General features: G+C 47.7%; 13 protein-coding genes and 1 rRNA gene. 9 read left to right on the forward strand and 5 right to left on the reverse strand.

The window, feature by feature from the left end:
- From rrf to HUF13_RS13485, 6 genes are all read left to right on the forward strand, one after another.
- A 5S ribosomal RNA gene (gene rrf / locus HUF13_RS13460) occupies nucleotides 1-88 on the forward strand; the annotation flags it as partial.
- Between the two features lie 754 nt (nucleotides 89-842).
- Nucleotides 843-5198 (forward strand): fibro-slime domain-containing protein, encoded by a 4356-nt coding sequence (locus HUF13_RS13465; protein WP_173475612.1) that lies wholly within the window; start codon nucleotides 843-845, stop codon nucleotides 5196-5198.
- A gap of 133 nt (nucleotides 5199-5331) precedes the next feature.
- Entirely contained in the window at nucleotides 5332-9612 is a 4281-nt protein-coding gene (locus tag HUF13_RS13470) for a fibro-slime domain-containing protein (RefSeq protein ID WP_173475613.1), read from the forward strand.
- 338 nt (nucleotides 9613-9950) lie between these two features.
- On the forward strand, nucleotides 9951-11090 hold the full coding sequence (locus tag HUF13_RS13475; RefSeq protein ID WP_173475614.1) for a hypothetical protein: 1140 nt from the start codon (nucleotides 9951-9953) through the stop codon (nucleotides 11088-11090).
- Between the two features lie 273 nt (nucleotides 11091-11363).
- Nucleotides 11364-12158, forward strand: a complete 795-nt coding sequence (locus tag HUF13_RS13480) for a hypothetical protein (protein WP_173475615.1) — start codon at nucleotides 11364-11366, stop codon at nucleotides 12156-12158.
- Between the two features lie 127 nt (nucleotides 12159-12285).
- Entirely contained in the window at nucleotides 12286-14136 is a 1851-nt protein-coding gene (locus HUF13_RS13485) for an ABC-F family ATP-binding cassette domain-containing protein (RefSeq protein WP_173475616.1), read from the forward strand.
- A gap of 42 nt (nucleotides 14137-14178) precedes the next feature.
- Here HUF13_RS13485 and HUF13_RS13490 read toward each other — a convergent pair whose 3' ends face one another.
- From HUF13_RS13490 to aroC, 4 genes are all read right to left on the reverse strand, one after another.
- Entirely contained in the window at nucleotides 14179-15129 is a 951-nt protein-coding gene (locus tag HUF13_RS13490) for a hypothetical protein (RefSeq protein WP_173475617.1), read from the reverse strand.
- Between the two features lie 54 nt (nucleotides 15130-15183).
- Complete coding sequence (locus HUF13_RS13495; RefSeq protein ID WP_173475618.1) at nucleotides 15184-16737, reverse strand: hypothetical protein; 1554 nt, start codon at nucleotides 16735-16737, stop codon at nucleotides 15184-15186.
- Between the two features lie 69 nt (nucleotides 16738-16806).
- On the reverse strand, nucleotides 16807-17757 hold the full coding sequence (locus HUF13_RS13500) for a tetraacyldisaccharide 4'-kinase (protein ID WP_173475619.1): 951 nt from the start codon (nucleotides 17755-17757) through the stop codon (nucleotides 16807-16809).
- A gap of 53 nt (nucleotides 17758-17810) precedes the next feature.
- Nucleotides 17811-18896 (reverse strand): chorismate synthase, encoded by a 1086-nt coding sequence (aroC, locus tag HUF13_RS13505; protein WP_173475620.1) that lies wholly within the window; start codon nucleotides 18894-18896, stop codon nucleotides 17811-17813.
- 104 nt (nucleotides 18897-19000) lie between these two features.
- Here aroC and HUF13_RS13510 point away from each other — a divergent pair, with 104 nt between their 5' ends.
- The 3 genes from HUF13_RS13510 (at nucleotide 19001) to HUF13_RS13520 (ending at nucleotide 20811) form a co-directional block, all read left to right on the forward strand.
- On the forward strand, nucleotides 19001-19576 hold the full coding sequence (locus HUF13_RS13510; RefSeq protein ID WP_173475621.1) for a hypothetical protein: 576 nt from the start codon (nucleotides 19001-19003) through the stop codon (nucleotides 19574-19576).
- A gap of 190 nt (nucleotides 19577-19766) precedes the next feature.
- Entirely contained in the window at nucleotides 19767-20324 is a 558-nt protein-coding gene (locus tag HUF13_RS13515; protein ID WP_173387989.1) for an NADH peroxidase, read from the forward strand.
- A 79-nt stretch (nucleotides 20325-20403) separates the two neighbouring features.
- A complete protein-coding gene (locus tag HUF13_RS13520; RefSeq protein WP_173475645.1) occupies nucleotides 20404-20811 on the forward strand; it encodes a Fur family transcriptional regulator in 408 nt (135 codons plus the stop codon).
- Here HUF13_RS13520 and HUF13_RS13525 read toward each other — a convergent pair.
- A complete protein-coding gene (locus tag HUF13_RS13525) occupies nucleotides 20808-21467 on the reverse strand; it encodes a TrkA family potassium uptake protein (protein WP_173387987.1) in 660 nt (219 codons plus the stop codon). The two genes, HUF13_RS13520 and HUF13_RS13525, sit on opposite strands and share 4 nt — an antisense overlap.
- Nucleotide 21468 lies beyond the last annotated feature (1 nt).

Below are 21468 nucleotides of genomic sequence, written 5' to 3' on the forward strand. Positions count from 1 at the left end.
CCCGTTCCCATCCCGAACACGGAAGTTAAGCCTCAGATCGCCGATGGTACCTGGCCCTCGGGTCCGGGAGAGTAGGTCGCCGCTGGATTCACGGGCCCCTTGAGCAAGACGCTCGAGGGGCCCTTTCTTTTTTTGTGCCGCCCGCGCGCATCCCGCTGCGACAACCACATTCGCGCGCGTCCCGTAACAGCGTACACATCCCGGATTGCGAACATGCCTGTTGTACAGGCGCAACACTCTCCGGTACGATCACGTCATCCTGGCATTCTGCGCTGCACACCAGGCAGGTCCCTGGGTCCGTCGATATACGATACTTGGCGACGTGTTGCTCTAGTAGAGTTTGGTTCGAAGGAGTTGGGCCGGCATGGCCTCCCACCGTCCCGTGGGATATCGGGGCCTTTTTCCGCGGTTCCCTTTGCGCTCTCATGCATTGCGCATTTCATGGTATAGTCCTGCAAGGGGCGCTCCGCTGCGAAGCAGTCATTCTGCAGAGTTGGCGTTTGCTCCTATTATTCGACGGTGGAGAACGTTATAGATTTTTTCAATCCCTTTCGCGTTTTCTGGGCGATGCTTTACTGCACGGGTGTTTCATGACGTTTTACGACAGTTCGATAATTTCCTTATTGAATTAATTTATTCTTGATTTTGCAACCAAGATGAATCTTATACTTTGTATAAAATGCCTTTTTTACGCTAATTTGGCGCATATTTGGGGAAAGCAATTCCTATATATAATTTCTTGTCAAAAGATTTAATTTTTTTTTAATATTTTTGTTTTTTTACATTAAAATGATATATTTTACAAATAGGGTGTGGAATAACCGAGAGAGTGAGTGTACCTTATGAGACACCTGTATTTAGCTTTTTGTGTTTTCGGCGCTTTCGCGTCCTCTGCCTTTGCTGATTTGACTGTTCACGTACAGTCAAGTTATGATGTAAGCAGCAATTTGGTTCCACATCTTGTTCTTAATTCAGAGCAGCCCGATGTATCGGAAAAATCTTCTACCCTTATGGTGGATGAACAAAGCGATATGTGGTATGCTTTTACTTGGAAAAAGTCGCTTTCTGATTTTAAGGCTTCGGATACCTTTACCATTAAGTGGTGCTCTTCCACCGCGACAAGCTCTGCAACGTGCAGCGATTTTGGCGATGGCATTACTTATAATGTCCGTGATTTCTTTGATGGGAGTAAGGAAGCTTGGATTTATACGGTTCAAGCTACAGAAACGTTCTCGAAGTCCTTTAATGAACCTGGCTCAAAGATTGTCTGGTTCAAGAGTCCTTGGGGCAATAAAGCGCTCCCGCAGATGATTTTTGAGCAAGATACAGTTTTGATGCATTATTCGGAAGATGCTGATAAATGCGGATGGTTCTATGGCGCTATTACACAAGACATGCTCGCTAAATATGTGCTTCGTACGGCGCACTTCAATCGCTTCAATGCTCCTTGGATGTCTGTTCCTCAAGACAAAAAGCAGATTATTGATCTTGAAAATGCGCTGAAGAAAGATACTGTCTACGTGGACGGTACTGAGGCAACGCCTTCCGTTAGCAATAAGATGGGTACGGTCGGCGAGTGCTTCGATAAGAGCCGCACTTTGCATGTCTACAACCCGTGGCGCAACAATAGCATCTACCGCGATAGTACTGTTTATTTGACTATCGATGGTGTCTGGCAGGATTCTGTAGCGGCTACCGGAGGAAACGTTGCTGGCCCGGCTGCAACTGGCCTTTCTTTTGATGCAGATTACAAGTACTGGCTTTCCGTGACATTCCCGGATTCTGTCGTTTCTTCGCTGGCATGGAAAGCTCCAGATGCCAAGGTGCAGATTACCCGTAGCTTTAAGGAAAATATACCGATTACCTATTTCAGTAATAATAAGCGTCCTTTAGCTGGTGATTTGTTCCCGTCTGGTGTTTATGAAGCCTGGTTCTTCACAAGTTCTAAAATGGGTGAAGTGGATATTTCTTATGCGCCGCTGGATCGTAAAGTTGTGCGTTTGTTGAGCCCGTGGAAGAATACGCCGACTTCGTTTGTAGTCGATGCAAACAATGATGTCGTGAAAATGTCTGCTTTCTCGAAGGATACTTGCGGCTGGTTCGAAGGCATTTACTATAAGCATGCTGCGGATTGGAAGGTGTACTTCAAGCAGAGCTTCGGGCTTGAAAAGTACGATATGACGGGAGTTATCCGCGAGGGCAATGAAGTTGAAGTTCTGGTGAATCTTGATTCCTTGATGAGCAAGCACGATACGGCCTGGGTTTATCCGTCCGATAAGAACAAGAACTATAGCCGTCCGGATGCGTCTTCGAAATATCCGGTTGGCCGTCTTGGTGATTGCCCGCATATGAAGATTTCTGCAATGCTTTTGGACTGGGCCGGTGAAAGCTATCACGATAGCATTGATATTGACTTTGGCCATACTCATAGCGGTAACAGTTATACTCAGGTCATTATTGATACCGCTACATATCGTACTTGTAATTCCGGTGATAAAATTAAGGGAATGGTCCAACAAGTGCTTGTGGATGGACGCCCGGCTCGTGTGGATTCCACGAAGTTCCCGTGGGATAAGTGCGCTGCAGGCCATGAAATCGACAAGTGGTTTAAGCCGGAAGTCGTTGCAACTGTGGGTGGTAAGGAATATACGAACTCCGTATGTAAGGATATTGAACTCCAGCTTGATGACGAAGGTTTCTGGTATGCCGATTACACGAACGAATCTGGCGACTGCAATGATCCTGTAAGTCCTGGCTTCTTCCCGTTGGATGACTTTGAATATCTTGACGCGGCAAAGACCATTAAGAATCCCAAGTTCGACTGGAATGTCGAAGGCTATGTCAACCATGGCGATGGCTGGAAGCTTGATACCTGCAAGCATAACTATAGCTATGCGATGTCCGTTTCTGCAAGCTTCAAGTATGTAAAGGGTCAGTACTTTGAATTCCGTGGCGACGATGACGTGTGGGTCTTTATTAACAACAAGCTCGTCGTGGACATTGGCGGTATTCACGAAAAGGTGGAAGGCTCTGTTGACCTCGATACACTTAATCTCACCGAAGGCCGCGAATACCCGTTCCATATTTTCTATGCGGAACGCAATGCGACGGGTTCGAACTTCAAGATGCGTACTTCTATCAACTTGCAGAAGCAGAACACTTATCTTCCCTCGATTGACGATTCCAAGACAAATGATATAACTGGTATTCTCAAGTTGAAAATGGATGCTGTTGCAGTTAGCTGCGACCCGAGCGCTCAAACGGATGTCGAAATTACGGAAGCTCCTTCCATATTCTACCTCGATGGCGGTAATTTTTCCGAAGCGGCTGAATTGAGCGTTGGTACGAATTTTGGTGGTATCCAGATTAACGAAGATAAGGCTGGCTTTAATATCAATATCGATGAAATCGTGAAGCAGCGTTCGCTTGCTCCGGGTAAATACACGCTGTACTTCTTCTTGGAATCGGATATGAGCTTGAATGATTCCTATGAATTCACGATTCCTGAATATCCAAAGCCGGAAATTGCCTTTGTTGATGTATTCAATCCGTCGACTGATGGTTCTTTGAAAAAGTTTGATCCGACAAACAAGAACTTGAGAGGTGAAACAATTATCACGGGTAAAAACGATACCTTGATGACTCATGTGCGCTATCCAGAAATGAGTTACCTCGAAATCGTGGTGACATACATGGGTAACATTTGCACAGATTGTTTTGTCGTGCTAGACTTGAAGCCGAGTAATGGCAACTTGACGTTCTATAATGAAATGGATCAGCAGATCAATACCGTTGAAACCGATGAAACGGGACGTGCTCGATTCTATGTGTTTGGCGAAGGAGCTGTTAGTGGAGCCTCCTTTAGCGTCGTTGGCATTAGCGGTGTCAAGAATACGCTCAAGTGGGATAATATCAACTTCAAGGATCCTGAGGTTCCACTTGCGAAGACGGGTGGTATTTACGACCGCAATGGTGATGGTATCGCGGATAGTATTTATATACCGTTTGAGTTCGGTGCTTTTGCCGATCATGATTTGGATGCAATTGCCTGGAATTTTGGCAACAAGGATTGGCATGAGTATAGTTCCATTAAAGATATTTCAGACTTCATTAAGAATGATTCTACGGTTGTTTTTACCGCTGAAAAATTGATTGATTCTGTTTATACGGGTGAATCAAAGACTATTGTTGATGGTAATTTCCGCTACCACTATGTTTATTATGATGCAGCTTCCGCATCGACTCAGGAATCGGAAACGCTTTATACAAAGATTCAGGATAAAATTGGTGCCATTATCCTTGAAAAGCCGATGCTCAAGATTGTATCGGATAAGATGGTAAAGGTGACAATCCAGCTTTCGGAAGGTTGTAACAATTCATCCCTTGGTAATCCGCGCTTTATCGAGCTGAAGGGCAAAAATGACGAAGATATTTCGCCAACACAATATAAGGTCATTTCAGTGACTCCAATAGATGAAAGCGATTACTATGATTTGTTATTCCAGAAGAGTCCTGATTTGATTGTTCCTGAAGTGGGCTTCAAGATTCGCCTTATTCCGGGAGTTTTGCCGGATTTGAGTGGCAATACACCGCATAAACAGAATCCGTGGCGCCGTATTGAAGGCGAACAGCCGCTTGAAACGGAACGTCCGAAGGTCGTGACTATCAATCCGGGCATGTTTACTAAGGATAATCCGTGGCCGGGTGATACGAACGATGTTATTCCGGTTCGTGTAGATAAGGAACTTACGCTCAAGGAAATCATTCAACAGGAAGGCTTGCCTGGTGTTTTGGTCAAGTTCCAACTTGAGGATTATGCCACGACACAGTTGTTTGACGCCGGTAATATAAAGCCAGGCACTCCTGAATATGAGAAAATCTTGAGTACTGTCAGGGTAAAATGGGATATCGAATTCTTCTCAAGCCTTGGTCAATACGTGAACTGGGTGAAGGGCGAATACGCATGTAACGACAAGAAGATTTTTGAGACGGACTGTATCCAAGATGCGGGGAACATGTTCTTCGAATGGGATGCTATGAGTAACAAGGGTCGTATGGTCGGAACGGGCGTGTATATTGCCAAGTTCAAGTTCAAGATTTTCTCGGATAAGGATGTTGTGGGCAAGGGCGAAGAAACATTCACGTTCGGTATCCGTCGTAACGACAAATACAAGACTAGAACCAAGAAGATTAAATAGAATTTTTGGACAATAGTATTTGGGCCTGCCCGCTGGGCAGGTCTTTTTGCTTTTTTTTCATTATGAAGTTTGTAATTCTATGAATTGAATATATCTTTAGACAGAAGTGTGGGAAGAATAAAGAGGGTGTTGAATGAAACACTGTTGTTTGGGTATTGCCGCCTCGTTGACATTAGTGGCCTCAGCATGGGCCGATTTGACAATTCATTTGCAGTCGCCATTCCGCAATGATGCGACGGCTTCAAGCTATACTCCGCATATTGTTGGTGGCGTAACGGATTATAATCCGGGTTTTGGCGCTATGTCCAGAACGATGATGCAGAGCGAAGGCGACGATTGGTACGTTTATACATGGAAGGGCAAGACGATTGCCGATTTCCAGGATTGGCAGGATTTTGAATTCAAGGCGTGCCCCAATACCGACGACAATAATTACAATAACAACAATTGCGTTTCGTGGACTGGCGGCGGGAAGAACAGAATTACGTCGTTCTTTGGTACCGAAACGGAAATTTGGCTTTATACGGATGCGGCGGGCAAGTCCTATGAAAAGTCTTTCATGGCGCCGGGTTCAAAGATTGTTTGGTTCAAGAGTCCGTGGGGCAACAAGGTCTTGCCTCAGCTTATTTTTGGTACCGATTCCATATTGATGCGTTTTAACGAGGGCGACAAGGATAAGTGCGGCTGGTTCTATGGCGCACTGACACCTTCCATGATTGCGTCCAACCCGATTTCGGTGGGGTACTTTACGCGTTACAAGGCGCCATGGTACGTTGTTCCTGCAGATAGGGATTCTTTTGTTGTCTTTGGATCGCTTTTCCAAACGCAAGACACGGTTTTTGTGGATGGTACGGTTGAAAATCCTGTGGCTTCTGAAAAGATTGGGACCCCGGGCGAATGCTTTGACGCAACGAGGCGTTTGCATATTTATCACCCGTGGCGTACGAATTCGACTTATCGCGACAGTACGTTCTTTATCAAGATTGATAATAACATTTTGAATGAACCGACGGGACTCAGCACCGAAGGCGAATACAAGTATTGGCGCCATATCGATTTTGCTGATACGCTTGTGGGGTCTTCGCAGTGGAATTCTCAGGGAACTTTTGTGCAGATTTTACGCGGAAAGAACGATTGGCCGCAACACCCGTATTTCCCGGAAATGTCGCGCCCGCGTGCAAGTGAGCTTTTCCCGACGGGTGTTTATGAGACATGGCTTTATACCTCGACTTCGCTTGAAACGCTTGATTTGGTGTTTTATCCGCCGGAACCTAAAGTTATCCGTTTGAAGAGCCCGTGGGAAAATCAGTCGCCGTCCATGATTATTGAGTCTACGAATGATGTCATCAAGATGGGGCCTCTTGCGGATACTTGTGGCTGGTACACGGGTACGGTTTACAAGCATGCAACGGACTGGAAGGTTTACTTTAAGCAGACCTTTGGCATGGAACGCTATGGCGGCAAGGGCGTTGTCGCAGAATTGGATAACCTTGATTCCTTGATTTCGCTGGATTCCTTGATGGCGAAGCACGATACGGTCTGGGTGTACCCCAATCCGAAACAGCGTTATGAGCCGAAAGATACGACGCGCTATCCGGGAATTCTTGGTATTTGCCCGTCGCTCAAGATTTCGGCACTTGTTCTCGATTGGGCCGGCGAATCGCATGAGGATAGCATAGATGTTGATTTTGGCGGCATTTATGGTGGTAACGACTACACGACTGTTGTTGGCCTCGACCAGAATGGAGAATTGACAGAATTTAAGACGTGCGGTGGCCATGTGCCAGGCATGGTGCAGGATACGCTTGTGAATGGCGCGCCTGCGCGTGTGGATTCCCTTGTCTATCCGTGGTCGCTGTGCTCGGCGGCGCATGAAATAGAGAAGTGGTTTGTTCCGCAAGTTGTGGCGCATGATGCTGCGGGCAGGGAATACAAGAACGGCGTTTGCCGTGACATCAGCCTTTCGCTTGATGAAGAAGGCTTTTGGCAGGCCGACTTTACGAACGAAGAAGGCGACTGCAACGATACGATCAATCCGGGATTCTATCCGATTGACGACTTGGAGTATCTGGATTCTGCAAGGACTGTGCGCAACCCGAAATTTGACTGGAATGTCCAGGGCTGCCGCCACAACTATAGCTTTGCGATGAAGGTTTCTGCGCAGTTCAGGTATGTGAAGGGGCAGTACTTTGAATTCCGTGGCGATGATGATGTGTGGGTGTTTATCAACAACCGCCTTGTTGTCGATATCGGCGGTTGCCATAGTCCTGTTGAAGGTGGCGTGAACCTGGATACAATCGGCAAGAACGATCCATCGCTCAAGTTGATTGAAGGTCGTGAATACCCGTTCCATATATTCTTCTCGGAACGCAATGCGACGGGTTCGAACTTCAAGATGCGCACGTCGATTAACTTGCAGACGCAAAAGACGTATTACCCGGTCGAAGAAAAGACAACGGACGGAACGATTAAATACACCATTTTGCAGTTGCTGATGGATGAATCGATCAGTTGCGATGTGTCGAGCACTTCGAAAATCGATACGATGCCTGCACAATCTTCGTTTGTGCTGTTCGGCGATGACGAGCGGATTCCGTCGGAGGGCATGGAGCTTTTGCCGGGATCTATTGCGGGTATCAATATTGATGCGAACATGGCTGGCTTTGTGATAGATACGGTGGAGATTGTGCGTAACCGTTCGTTGGCGCCGGGCTCGTACATGTTGCAGTTCTCCTTGGCTAGCGATCCGAGCCAGTCTAGCGAAGTGTTCTTTACGGTACCGGCGTACCCGCTTCCGGACATTGCGTTTATCGACGTGTTTAGCGGTTTTGAAAAGCCTACCGCGTTTGACCCGACTGGTATTAGCTTGCGCGGCCTGACCTTTGACGGCTCCGTAAACGATACGCTCCTTACGCATGTGGCGTACCCCGATACGGTTCCTTTGCAAGTGGGCGTGTTTTATATCGCGAGCCTTTGCAAGGACTGCTTTGCGGCTTTGGATTTGAAGACTTCGTTCCCGATCAGTTTCTTGGACGAAAAGAAGCAGAGGGTGAACAGGTTGATTACAGATTCGACGGGTGTAGCGAAGTTCTATGTCGTTGGCGATTCCTCGGTGACAAACGCAAGCTTTGAAATTTCTGGAAGCGGTGTCGCAAACGTTATTACGTGGAAGAACATCCACTTCAAGGAACCGCCTGTGCCGTTTGCAAGCTTGGGCGAAGCTCACGACCGCAATGGCGATGGCGTGCTCGATAGTATTGCTGTGGTGTTCAACAAACCGTTTGGCGAGACTATCCCTGATACGATTGCGTGGTCTTTTGGCAGTGACGATTGGCATACGGTCGCCTCTGTAGAAAATGTGACCCAGTTGATGCGTGATGAAAAGAGTTTGTCTATCTATGCGGATAGCTTGTTGGATAAAGTCTTTACGGGCGCCGCGAAGGACTCCTATCAAGGTTCCTTCAGGTATCACTATACGTACATGGACAAGGAAACGGGACAGATGGCGCAGCTCAACTTGGATGGGCTTGCGATTGAAGACCGTATAGGTGCTATTCTTGTGGATAAGCCGATTGTGAAGCCGGTTGGTGAACGCATAAACAAGCTAACGGTGTATATCAGCGAGGCGACGCAGGTGGGAGTGCTCAATGGAACGCAGTTCTTGGAATTCAAGGACAGGACCGGAGAAATGGTGGACCCGATGCTTCTCACGGTTATATCTATTTCACCGAATAGGAATAGCAATTATTATGATGTGCTGTTCCAGAAGAAAGATGAAAGCATGGTTCTTCCGGAAGTGGGCTTTATGGTGCGCCTGATTCCGGGTGTGTTGCCTGATTTGCAAGGGAACGTGCCGCACGTGGATAATCCGTGGCTCCGTATCGAAGGTGAACAGCGCGTTGGTGTGGAATCGCCGGGTGTTGTTGCGATTGATCCTGTAGACTGGGCTCCGGAAAAGTGGCCGCATGTTAATGATGTTGCTCCTGTCCGCGTTGACGTGACGAAAAAGATTGATGATATCGTGGCAGAAACAGGACTCCCAGGCGAGCTGATTAAGTTTGACTTGAGCGAAGTTGGAAAGTCTTTACTGATGAATTCGAATGGTAGCAGGGACTCTGTGCTTGCGAAAGCGAAAATCAAGTGGGAGGTGGAATACTTCTCGACGCTTGGGCAGTTTGTCAATTCGCAGAGCGGTGTCGTTGCCTGTAACGACAAGAACGTATTCGGTACGGACTGCGTGGAGAATCCGGGTAACGTGTTCTTGATGTGGGACGCTCACACAAGCAAAGGGCGCTGGGTCGGAACGGGTGTGTATATCGCGAAACTCAGGTTCAAGATTTTCCAGGATGATAAAGTTGTTGGAAAGACAGACGATACCTTTAACTTTGGCGTCCGCCGTCACGGCAAGAAATAAATGCGCCTATGGCGCAGTTGGCAGAACTTAGTTGTTAGAACTTAGAAAAAGTATATAAACGTTTTATCAACAGTTCGGGAATAAAACCTCGCAGAAAGTAACTCTTTGAAACTTAACGGGTTACATGCGAGGTTTTCTTTATGTCTGCTTTTTATTTACAAAGAGGTGTTGATAGATGTTGAAAACTTTTAAAATTTTCAAGTTTTTTGTAGCATTTTCATCATGATTTATTGCCAAACGTTTCTTTTTTATTTACATTAACAAAAAATGCGCATTTTTGGCTAATGTGGGTTCGCCAGGAATGTCGCTGACTCATGGAACCCGCAAGGTTGAATGGAATGAAACTGATTTTCAAGACTCTTGCTGCAGGACTTTTCGCCTTCTCTATGGCGAATGCTCAGGATGATGTTCCTGCCGATGCCGCTTTGGCCCCTGCTTCTGACAAGCCGACGATGGCTAGAAGCGAACTCCCGGTGGGTGCCGATATTTCGAACCGTTACCTCGAACGCGTTTTCTACCACTGGAAGGACAACAAGGAAAAAGGCATCATCAAGGTGTTTATCCACACGGATGAACTTGCCGAAGAACGCGAACCGGATGTCTTGAATTACGACGTGCTTTACAGAGATGCCGACGGTAATGTCCTTTTCTGGAAAGACCATGTTGCAAAGTGCGTCAAGTGCTTTGGTAAGCCGGTTGTCGATGGCCCGACCCCGAATACTCCGAAGGCTCTCGTGTATGACTGGGATCCGAAGAAGATTGACGATACCACCAAGACGATGCTCGAAGGCGAATTGCCGGCTGAAGTTTACATGATCACGAAGGACAACGATATCAGAAACCTCAAGTCCCGCTGGATTGGCCCGTCGGACAAGGAGCAGGGCGAAAGCGAGTTCGTGCGCGCTTACCGCTTGGGTTCTATCATAAAGCACAACGACAAGAACGCTTTCCCGATGGCTTTCGTTTACAAGAAGGGCGGCAAGTTCTTCTATGTGCCGGAAGGATACGGCTATATCGACCAGGGCGTTTACAGGGGCGTTGCCTTCCCGGAAAAGTTCTACGAAGTTGAAGTGACCGACTTCAAGGAAATCGTGGGCAAGTCTCCTATCGAAGAAGTTCAGGAAGCTATCAAGCGCGGCCCGACTCCGGTCAAGATGGCTGACCTCCCGAAGCAGACTTGGAAGGGCCCGAAGATTGAAAAGGAACTCAAGGCTCTCGTGAAGGGTTACAAGGTCAAGAAGCTCATCATCACGAGTGACTCTTGGGAATACCGCAGAAACTTCTTCGGCTTTGTCCTTTACAGATGGGTCGGATTTGACATTGTCTATGATGGCAAGAACAAGGACGGCAAGAAGGCTACCATGTACAAGTCTGGCTTTATTGCAAAGCAGATGAGCAATGGCAGCGGCTTTGATAAGAAATTGATCATGACGGGTTCTCCGGTTTCTTGGAACCGCGAAGTTCTCGACTGGAAGTAATCTCTGGTCGCCTCTAAAAAATTTATTTTCAAAAATTTGGCTGCGACACATCGTGCAGTTTCGTCACTCAAAGTGGTAAAGACCTCCAGTATTCACCACTTTTCGTTCCTGCCTGCACTCGGTCTCGCTCAAATTTTCTTAACCAAAGCATTTTTTAGAGGCTCCCTTATTTTTGAATGATTTAATAAGGTGACTCCCATTGGCTTGGGGGTCGCTTTTTTGTTATTATATGTTATTGAGAATATTTTGAATGGATGCTAATGGGGTAATTGAATGAACAAATTATTGCTTATCATTGCTATTTTTGCGGAAATTTCTTTTGCTGTATCCCCAAAGACGAATGAAATAATTTTCAAGTCTTTGAAAATTGATGTGTCGCAAATTGGCGATGAAATATGCGATTCTATTTACGCTGGTTTGCCAAAGTATGAAGCTGCTAGATATCGTGCTTTATGCGTTGCAATGGGTGATGTTATTGAATATAATTCACCGTTGGATTATTCAGTTGTTTTTTCTTTAGATATAAATGAAGCTGCCTATTTAAAGGTGAGAAGGGAAAATCAGACTTGTAAGGATATTTCTACAGGTGCTGTAGCCGAAGGCACGCCTGGAACGGCTCTGTTTAGCGAAGTACTTTTTGCGGAACTTATGCGTTTGCAGAAATATGGAGTGATTCAAAATAATCGTGATTCATTGGAAGCTTTCCTACTTCAAGAAATCGATAAAATGAAGAATGTGTCTGGATGTAAAGATATTGATTTGGTGTATTATACTGAAGAAGAAGGAGCCTACTATTTAATTGGACCTGAAATGGCGAATTGCTGTTCTTTAGTTGATACGTCAAAAACATCCTTGCCGTTGGTTAAATTCAATTCGATAGGTGTTCGTGCAACAAAAATAGGCGAGAACAGGTTTTACTTGAAAGGTGTGAAAAGTGACGATGCTTATACGTTGTTTGATTTGAATGGAAGCGTTTTGCAACAAGGATGGGCGCGTTCGGGAATAATCCAAACGCCGATGCTCCCTGCAATTTTAAGAATTCAAGAGAAAACGATAATGCTGAAATAAAGCAATTATCTTCACATTGACCGAGTTTTAATCGCTGATTCCTAATCACTAACCACTGACTACTGACCACTAAAAATCTATCTTTGATTTCGTGATTCAAATTCAGAATGTATCTAAGTCTTTTGGCATGCAGGTCCTTTTGGACGGTGCTAGCATGCTTGTTGCCGACCATGAACGCGTCGGTCTTGTGGGTCGCAACGGTTGCGGCAAATCGACCCTTTTCAAGATGATTCTTGGGCAGGAATGTCTCGATGGCGGTAACATCGACATCCCGAAGGGCTATACGATTGGCTATTTGCAGCAGCACATCAAGTTCACGCACCCGACGGTTCACGAAGAAGCGTGCAGCGTGCTCAAGGTGAATGAGGACGGTTGGCTCGAAGAACACAAGGTCGAGGCGATTCTCTTTGGTCTTGGCTTTGACGAAGAGAGTATGCAGAAGGACCCGATGCTTTTGTCGGGCGGTTTTCAGATCCGTTTGAATTTGGCGAAGGTCTTGGCGTCGGAACCGGACATGCTTTTGCTGGACGAACCGACGAACTACCTGGACATTGTTTCCATGCGTTGGCTCAGCCGCTTTTTGCGCGCATGGAAGGGCGAAGTGCTTTTGATTACGCATGACCACCACTTTATGGACGAGGTCTGCACGCACACGGTGGGGATTCACCGCCACAAGATGCGCAAGGTCAAGGGAACGGTCGAAAAGCTGCGCGAGACGATTGCCGAAGAAGAAGAAGTGGCAATGCGCACGCAAGAAAACGAGCAGCGCAAAAAGGAACAGCTCGAAAAGGTTATTGAGCGTTTCCGCTACAAGGCGGCAAAGGCTGCGATGGTGCAGTCAAAGATTAAGGCTGCGGCAAAGCTTGCGACGGGCGAACGCCTTACGCACGAACGCAATTTGGATTTCAATTTCAAGAATGCGGAATTTCCGGGCAAGCGCATGTTGCAAATCCATGGATTGCATTTTGCGTACAAGAACGAGGACGGTTACGGCCCGGAGCTGATTTCGGATTTGGAAATGGAAGTGTTCAAGGGCGACCGCATTGCGATTATCGGCCCGAACGGTCGCGGTAAAACAACTCTTCTGAACTTGATTGCGAAAGAATTTGAACCGACCCAGGGTACAATCAATTACAACCCGAACCTCAAGATAAATTACTTTGGACAGACGAACATCAATCGCCTGAATCTTGAAAATACGGTCGAAGAAGAAATTGCATCGGCAATTGCGGATGTGTCGCAGAAAAGCCGCGCCCGTAGCCTTGCTGGGCTTATGATGTTCAGCGGCGATAACGCGGTGAAGAAGGTCAAGGTGCTTTCGGGTGGCGAACGCAGCCGTGTGCTGTTGGGCAAGATTTTGGCGAACGAAAGCAACATGCTTTTGCTTGACGAACCGACGAACCACTTGGACATGGAAAGCATCGAGAGCTTGATCGATGCGCTCGAAGATTATGATGGTACCGCACTTGTCGTGACGCATGACGAAGAACTTTTGCACGCTTTTGCGACGCGCCTCATCGTCTTCGACGGTGGTAAGTGCCGTATCTTCGAAGGCTCTTACGCGGACTTCCTTGAAAAGGTTGGCTGGGCTTCTGAAAAGAAGCCGGGCGGCGCGAACTCTGCAAACATCAAGGTCTCGAATATCGACGTCACGGACGATAAGCCTGTAAGCTCGACGCCGCGCACCAAGGAAGACCGCAGGGCGCGAGCAGACTACATTGCCGAACGCAGCAAGGTCATCAAGCCGCTTGAAAAAGAAACCGCACGCCTCGAAGCCGAAATTGCAAAGGCCGAAGCGATTGGCGGCGAACTCGAAGCAAAGCTCGTTGCCGCTTCGGAATCTGGTGATGGCAACGCCATTACCGCCATTGCAAAAGACATGGATGACAACAAGAAGCTGACCGAAGAGCTTTACGCCGCCTGGGAAAAGGCAAGTGCCGAACTTGAAGCTGCGAAAGATAAGTACAAATTAGATTAGTTGGCAGAAGGGAGATGCCCGATCAAGTCGGGCATGACAAGTTTATTCCGCTCTTTTACGTGGCTTGAGCGTCATGCCGTTGCTGCGGTAATATTGGATGTCTGTAAGGACTTGGCCTACCCAGTAATGCTTTTGCGGGTCCTTGCGCCAGTTCTCGAATTTGTTGCGGTGTTCTGCATCGGGATAGAACTGTGCGATGGCATCGGCGAGCGTGGGCGATGTCGCGAGGACTTTGTGGAGGCGGCGGGCGCCTATGTCGATTTGTTCTAAACCTTTGCCTGTGTCGAGTGCGAGCAATCCAGACGAATTGTTTTTGCCGTGATAGTTCATCTGGAATCCGGAAGTGTGATGGATGATGGACATGAGAATGGCTGGGTCCGTGCGCTCGCGCAGGCAGGCTTCAAGCACGGGGAGATTGCAAAGGTGTTCGTTGTCCCAAGGCTTTCCGAGGTAAGTGATTTTTAGCGTGTGCGTGGTGCTGTCGGAAATGATGACGGATTCGTAACGGATGCCAAGATCGCGTTGTAGCGCTTTTATCAAGCGAATTCCCCTGCTCGTGAATTTCTTGTAGCCAATCATCTTTATCTGTAATGTATCCTTGATAGATTCTAGGATTGGCGTTGTGGGGCGCGTGACGATGAAGTTGTAGTTGTTGATAACTGTGGGGAGGATGTAGGCGAGTTCTGGCGCAGCGCTGTCGAGGTCGCAGTTCATGTCGATGATGAGTTCGCCAAGGTCGCAGAGTTTTTGAATGGCGGACGTGGTGTACTTTTGGTATTCCTGTTTTTCGTCAATGGTGGGGCGCGGTTCTTCTTCGGGGTGCGTGGCGTAGGCCGTCGCGATTGCTGCAATCCCAAGAATCCAAGCGATGAGAGCGAGCTTGACCTTAATGCTTCTCCAAAAAATACGAATAACTGCACGACCTTTTTTGGTCATGCAGATGCAGATCAGCCAAAGGATGGCAAGCCCTATCCAAAGGAAAACCAAGTTCACGTGACCAATATAGGCAAATATTGGTAGCTTCGCGGAATCTTGACTGAAATAATATTACTTTTCGCCGCCTGTTTGAGCTTGTTGTTCTGGCGCTGTTTGGAATATGAGATGTGATCTTCCAACCCCGCTAGACGTTTTGAGCATGTTGTTCGAGAATTTGGCAATCGTTTCGCCGGCCTTCTTGATAGTCTTGATGATGTTTGCCGTGTTGTCGAACTGGGCTTTAATTTCGTCCTGGACGGTGTTAAACATTTGCGTGAAGCAGAATAGGTCGTCCTTGGATTCGTTGAAAAGTTTATATGTGTTGCGGAGCGCAACGAGATTCGTCGCTTCGCGTTCCATAGATTCCTTGATTTCTTTGATCAATGCATCGCGGATAGTTTTCTTTTGCTCGATAATTTCGGGAGCGTTCTCTCTCAAAATGTATGTCGGGAGCGTGCCGAATTCTTCGAACTTTGCAGAAACGCTGCTGTTTGTCTGGAAGACTGAACCGCGAAGGCCGCTCGAACGGACTTGCGGATCGATGGAAATTGTGCAGTTCGATGTTCCGTGGTAGTTGCAACGGACGCGCTTTTCGACTTGATGAAGTTCGTTGTAGGGGTTGAAATCGATGTCGGTTTCGATATATTTGTGTGGTGCGTAAAGCGGTACGGTTTCACCTGTAATGGTGATGCGGTAGGCGAGACAATCTTCGCCGTTGAACGGTTTGGTCTCGTAAAGGTTGTTCGAACTGTGGATAAGGTGGTTCACGCGCATGAGCAGGTCGTCTGCATCGTAGGGCTGTTCGAGAAGGCTCGGCGTGTTCTTGTACAGTTGCGCTTTGAGAATTTGGCGGTAACTTTCAGAAATGGCGGAGTTCGATGCGCTGCGTCCCCAGATGGAGGTTCCCAGGAAGAATGTGTCTATGAGCTTTGTTTCGTTGCGGTCGTTGAGGTAGGCGATAGCCTTGATCATGTTCGAAAGGGCAATCCACCTGCGGATGGAAACATAGACTCCATTGCGTGTGCAAGATTCTGCGACTTTGCCGATAACGGCAAGTGTGTTCGGAGAGAGCGTGACCTTGCTTATATCCTTGAGCCACTGGGCCTGCTCCTCGGCGCTGATGGCGATATCGCTTGGAATGTCGACGTCGCTTTCGTGTCCTTGAATTTGAAGCAACGTGCAAAGGGCGTCGGACGAAATAGTTTCAGGGAGCGAGATGGTGAGAGTGACCTGGTCCGTCACTTCGGATCGGCTCAATGCTGATTCTGGCTTTTGGCTGCCTGAAATGATGATAGATCTTTTTCCGTGATCGTGAATTGCAATTTGAAGATTGCTCTTGATCTGTTCATCGTTTGGCGAAAAATTATCAAAAATAATTTGGGTGAAATCGTTCAAGTTGTCTGGGAGCTGTTTTTGTTTTTTACCGAGTCTTAAAACTTTTGCATCCTTGAATGCGCTTGAAATTCTGCGGATAATGAGGGATGTGCCGCAACCCGGGCGACCGTACAAATAAAAAGGTTCCTGAATGAGCGTGGTGAGGAAGCCCAACTGCACATGATATTCTCTTTCGGGAATATTTTTTGTAATTATTTGAAGAAGTTCGGCGAAACGTTGACGCAGGTTCATGTTAACTCTCCCTAGTTCATACTTTTAAAAATACAATAAAAAAGGCGAAGTGTTAATTAAAATTTGCTTTTAATGAGGCTGTTCGGTTGGCTTGTTGATAGTACTGTGGATAATGGCTATAGTTCTATTTGTAATAGTCATCTTCTGAATCGTAATGTGGAGTTTGGGGTGGGTAAGTAGCGCTTGTGGAAGTCGGCAAGCGTCTTTTTGCGATATGATGATGTCACTGTTTTTTGAAAGTTCGGCTTCGATGATTTGTGCGAAATGCTTGTCGTGGTCGGGGCGAGTTATGGATTTTTTGATGGCTATGCCGAATCTGTTTCCGAATGCGTGGACGTCTTCGATAAAACGTTTGGGGGCGCCGAGTCCGCAAATGATTTTTGCGGTAAGAGGAGTGCCGGGAGTGAAATTTGTAATGGACTCAATGGAAAATCGGATATCGGGAGCGTTTGCATCGAAGCAGTTAAGGTGGACGATTTCGTTTTCGCTGTGGTCTTGTTTTAGGCTGCGGAATTTTCCGGCGGGCATAAGGCTTGTCCAGGAGTCTGGCGGTTCTTGCCAGTCCAAGCAGAAACGGATGGCGCCTGTAAAACGGGAGTCTTCGAACCCGTCGTCGCAAATGATGATATCGAATTTGTCTTGAATTTCTTTTGCCGTAGCGTAGCGGTTTTTGGTCGCAAGGACGCTTATTTCATGAATGATTGGCTGAGTGTTGCTTTGTAATGTTGTATGCAAATTCTGTGCCAGATCTAATTGGAGTTCCTGTTTTAATAGGGTAAATTCATCCCATGCGGCGCAATGGCAAAGGATTGCTATTTTTTTACCTTGTTCTTGAAAGTACTTTGCGAGCCAGATGGTGAAAGGCGTCTTTCCTGCGCCACCGGCCAAATAGCTCCCGACGATAACGACGGGAATCCGCAGCTGCGGCTGCGGACGCAAAAAGAATTTGTGATGCAGTTTGTATGCAATTCTGTAGAATGCGGCTGCGATAAGGCGGAAAAACTTCGTTACGAGTATCATTGGCTATGCTTTGATACTTTTCATGACGGATTCTTGGCGAAGAATGCTTTTACTTAATCGAGGCAATTGCGTTTCTGCTGCAAGTACAAATCGGCAAGGACGAGAGCGGCCATGCTTTCCACAATCACCGGAGCGCGGACTGCAACACAAGGATCGTGTCTTCCCTTGGCGGCAAGTTCACCATTCTCAAGACCGCGGCCGGCGGTCTTTTGCAACTGCGAAATTGTAGCGGTCGGCTTAAACGCCATGCGGCAGTAAATGGGCTCGCCATTCGAAATACCGCCAAGGCTACCGCCCGCATTGTTTGTGCGCGTGTGGTAGGTGTTGCCTTCGACGAAAATTTCGTCGTTATGCTCGCTGCCGTGCATGCGCGCTGCGGCAAATCCGCTACCGATTTCAAATCCCTTGCATGCTGGTATGGAAAGCATTGCTTGTGCGAGGAGCGCGTCGAGCCTGTCGAATACCGGTTCGCCAAGGGCTACAGGGACGTTTTTCACGAAAAGCGAAACCGTTCCGCCGATGCTATCGCCATTGGACTTTGCTTCCAGGATGGCTTCTTCCATTTTTTTGCTGGCGGTTTCGTCCGGGCAGCGCACGGGGGAGGCTTCAATTTGGTCAAGCGTGAGCTTGCTCACATCGAATGCGGGGCAATCGACTTCGCCAACGGAAGATACCCAAGAGAGAAATTCTGTGCCGGCGACTGCCTTGAGGAACGCTTTCGCGACGGCGCCTGCGGCTACGCGACCGATGGTCTCGCGGGCAGAACTTCTGCCGCCGCCGCGGTAATCGCGGAAACCGTACTTGAGGTCGTAGCAGAGGTCTGCATGCCCCGGTCTGTACCACTTGGCGATGTCGGCATAGTCTTTGCTATGCTGGTCTTCGTTAAAAACGACGAAAGAAATGGGCGTGCCAGTCGTTTTGCCTTCGAAAACGCCGGAAAGAATTTTCACCTGGTCCTTTTCGTTACGGGCGGTCGTGACCTTGCCCTGGCCCGGACGCCTGCGGTTCAGTTCGGCCTGAACCATCTCTTCGGTAATCGGGAGGCCTGCGGGGCATCCATCGAGGACGGCTCCGACGGCGGGACCATGGGATTCACCCCATGTAGTGACTGAAAATATCTTTCCAAAAGTGCTAGACATGTCACCAAATATAGATACTGCTTTAAAAAAACTTTTTTTTGTGAAAAAATTTTACTCACTTGAAAAAAGTTTACTATCTTTTACAATATATAGAGGAGTCTATCGTGTCCAAGTTTGGAATGGTCATCACTTTTTTGATTCTTGCGCTTTCGCTGCATGTGCAAGCGCAGTCTCAAAATAATTTTGCGGGCATTCCTTTTGGCTCCACTCGCGAAACCGTCATTGAAGAAATGATGAAAAAAGGTTACGAACCTTACGGTCAGACTGGTATCGGCGAACGCGTGGTTATTCCCGTGTATATGTTTGGTGAACTGCCTGTTCAGGTTGATTTCATTTTTAACAAGAACGACAAGTTTTATGCGTTTGAAATTCGCACAGGCCGTGTCGAACGTGCTCGTTTGAGTAAAACCTTCGAAGCTGTCGCCTACATGTCTGATCAGTTCACGCTCAAGTACGGCAAGCCCTCTGGAGCTCCGGGAATCAATGAAGTATCAACCCTCAAGGAAAATGTCCATAATCTGTACCAGGAATGGTTCTCGGTTAAGATTTTGGATGCCTATACAGCGGTCATCCAGAAGAGCGGACGTTATTATGCCGTCGGCTCTGTAACGCACCGCCAGTTGGCTACTGAAGCTGAAAAGCGCGTCCGTGAAAAGCCGGCTGAAGCTCCGGTATTCTAGTCTATATAAAATTATTCGATGAAAGCGGCTCTAAAGAGTCGTTTTTTTATTTGTTTGAACATTTCCCGAAATTTTTTTTGAATATTTATATAACATGGTTGTTTTAGACTTGACAAAGTTTGAAATAATTATATATTTGTAATGATTACAAATTTCTTTAACCAATTCCGCATAGCGGAAAGGAGAAAATATGAAGGTCTGGGTTTGCAAAGTTTGCGGTTACGTTCACATGGGTCCGGAAGCTCCGGATGAATGCCCGCAGTGCCACGCTCCGAAGAGCAAGTTCTTCGAAAAGGTCGAACAGCCGGCTGCCGGCAAAATCGTCTGGGCAGACGAACACAAGATCGGTGTGGCTCAGGGCCTCGATGCCGAAGTGGTGCAGGGCCTGCGCGAGAATTTTACGGGTGAATGTACCGAAGTGGGCATGTACCTCGCGATGAGCCGTCAGGCCGACCGCGAAGGATTCCCGGAAGTTGCCGAAGCTTACAAGCGTATCGCTTTCGAAGAAGCCGAACACGCTGCCAAGTTCGCTGAACTCCTGGGTGAAGTCGTCTATGCCGACACCAAGAAGAACTTGGAGCTCCGCGTTGCTGCAGAAGCTGGCGCTACCGAAGGCAAACTCGCTCTCGCCAAGCGCGCCAAGGAACTCGGTTACGATGCAATCCATGATACCGTTCATGAGATGTGCAAGGACGAAGCTCGCCACGGAGGCGCATTCCAGGGCTTGCTCGGCCGTTACTTCAAGTAATTTGAGGTGTAGGGGCGGTTCTCTTCATGAGGGCCGCCTTTTTTTAGGGTGTTAAGGGAATTTTTAAGAGGGTGTGATTATGCAAGAAACGGCAAACATACTCAAAGATCATGGCATCAGGCCTTCGTTGCAGAGGGTCTGTGTCTATCGCTATTTGCGTGGCGTCAAGACGCACCCGACTGTCGATGAAATTTATTCGGCGCTTTTGCCGGAATACCCGTCGCTTTCACGCACGACAGTTTACAACACGCTTGAGCTGTTGATAACAAACGATTTGGCAATTTCGCTGGATTTTGGCGACGGCTTTTTGCGCTACGATGCAGATTGCACGCCGCATAGCCATTTCAAGTGCAAAGGTTGCGGTCGCGTTTACGATGTGTTCGTGGCACCGCCGGATTGTTCGCAAATGATTCCTGCGGGATTTACTTTGATGGGGACTTCGCTTTACATGTTCGGGCTTTGTGACAAGTGCTCGGGTAAAAATTAATCTTTCAACTTATCGAGCGCTTCGTTCGGTCCGATGAGGAATAGCACGTCGTCTTCTTGCAAGATGACGTCCGCAATGTTACCGATTTTAGGTGTGGGTTCTTGTGGATCGCGGATGGCAATAACTTGTACGCCGTACTTGTGCGTGAGTGACAGCGCTTTCAAAGTTTTTCCGATAAAAATCTTGGGGCAGACGAGTTCCACGATGGAGTAGCCTTCCATGAACGGGAGGAAGTCCACCATGTTCGGGCGGTTCAGGCGTTCGGCAAGGCTGATGGCGGCATCGCGTTCCGGGTGGAAAATATCCGTGACGCCGAGCTTTTCCAAAATGCTTGTGTGCGCGGCACTGCTCGACTTGGCGATAATGTGCTTGACTCCGAGTTCCTTCAGGTTGAGGATGGTGAGGAGCGAGGCTTCGAGATCCTGGCCAATGCAGACGATAACGCTATCGGCCTTGGTCAGCGACGGGATGGAGGCAAGCTGCTTTTTGCGCGTGCTGTCTGCAACAACGGCTTGCGAGACCATGCTAGAAATGTCCTGGATTTTTTCGGGATGCGAGTCGATGACCATGACGTCATGACCGAGCGAGGTCAAATGACGCGCAAGGTAGTTTGCCGAATTTCCAAGACCGATAATAACGAATTGTCTAGAAGCCATG

This window comes from Fibrobacter succinogenes, from assembly GCF_902779965.1.
Classification (GTDB): domain Bacteria; phylum Fibrobacterota; class Fibrobacteria; order Fibrobacterales; family Fibrobacteraceae; genus Fibrobacter; species Fibrobacter succinogenes_F.

Coding starts and splice junctions, on each gene's coding strand:
- HUF13_RS13465 (WP_173475612.1), top strand. CDS start 843: ATGAGACACCTGTATTTAGCTTTTTGTGTTTTCGGCGCTTTCGCGTCC.
- HUF13_RS13470 (WP_173475613.1), top strand. CDS start 5,332: ATGAAACACTGTTGTTTGGGTATTGCCGCCTCGTTGACATTAGTGGCC.
- HUF13_RS13475 (WP_173475614.1), top strand. CDS start 9,951: ATGAAACTGATTTTCAAGACTCTTGCTGCAGGACTTTTCGCCTTCTCT.
- HUF13_RS13480 (WP_173475615.1), top strand. CDS start 11,364: ATGAACAAATTATTGCTTATCATTGCTATTTTTGCGGAAATTTCTTTT.
- HUF13_RS13485 (WP_173475616.1), top strand. CDS start 12,286: ATGCAGGTCCTTTTGGACGGTGCTAGCATGCTTGTTGCCGACCATGAA.
- HUF13_RS13495 (WP_173475618.1), bottom strand. CDS start 16,737: ATGAACCTGCGTCAACGTTTCGCCGAACTTCTTCAAATAATTACAAAA.
- HUF13_RS13500 (WP_173475619.1), bottom strand. CDS start 17,757: ATGATACTCGTAACGAAGTTTTTCCGCCTTATCGCAGCCGCATTCTAC.
- aroC (WP_173475620.1), bottom strand. CDS start 18,896: ATGTCTAGCACTTTTGGAAAGATATTTTCAGTCACTACATGGGGTGAA.
- HUF13_RS13515 (WP_173387989.1), top strand. CDS start 19,767: ATGAAGGTCTGGGTTTGCAAAGTTTGCGGTTACGTTCACATGGGTCCG.
- HUF13_RS13520 (WP_173475645.1), top strand. CDS start 20,404: ATGCAAGAAACGGCAAACATACTCAAAGATCATGGCATCAGGCCTTCG.
- HUF13_RS13525 (WP_173387987.1), bottom strand. CDS start 21,467: ATGGCTTCTAGACAATTCGTTATTATCGGTCTTGGAAATTCGGCAAAC.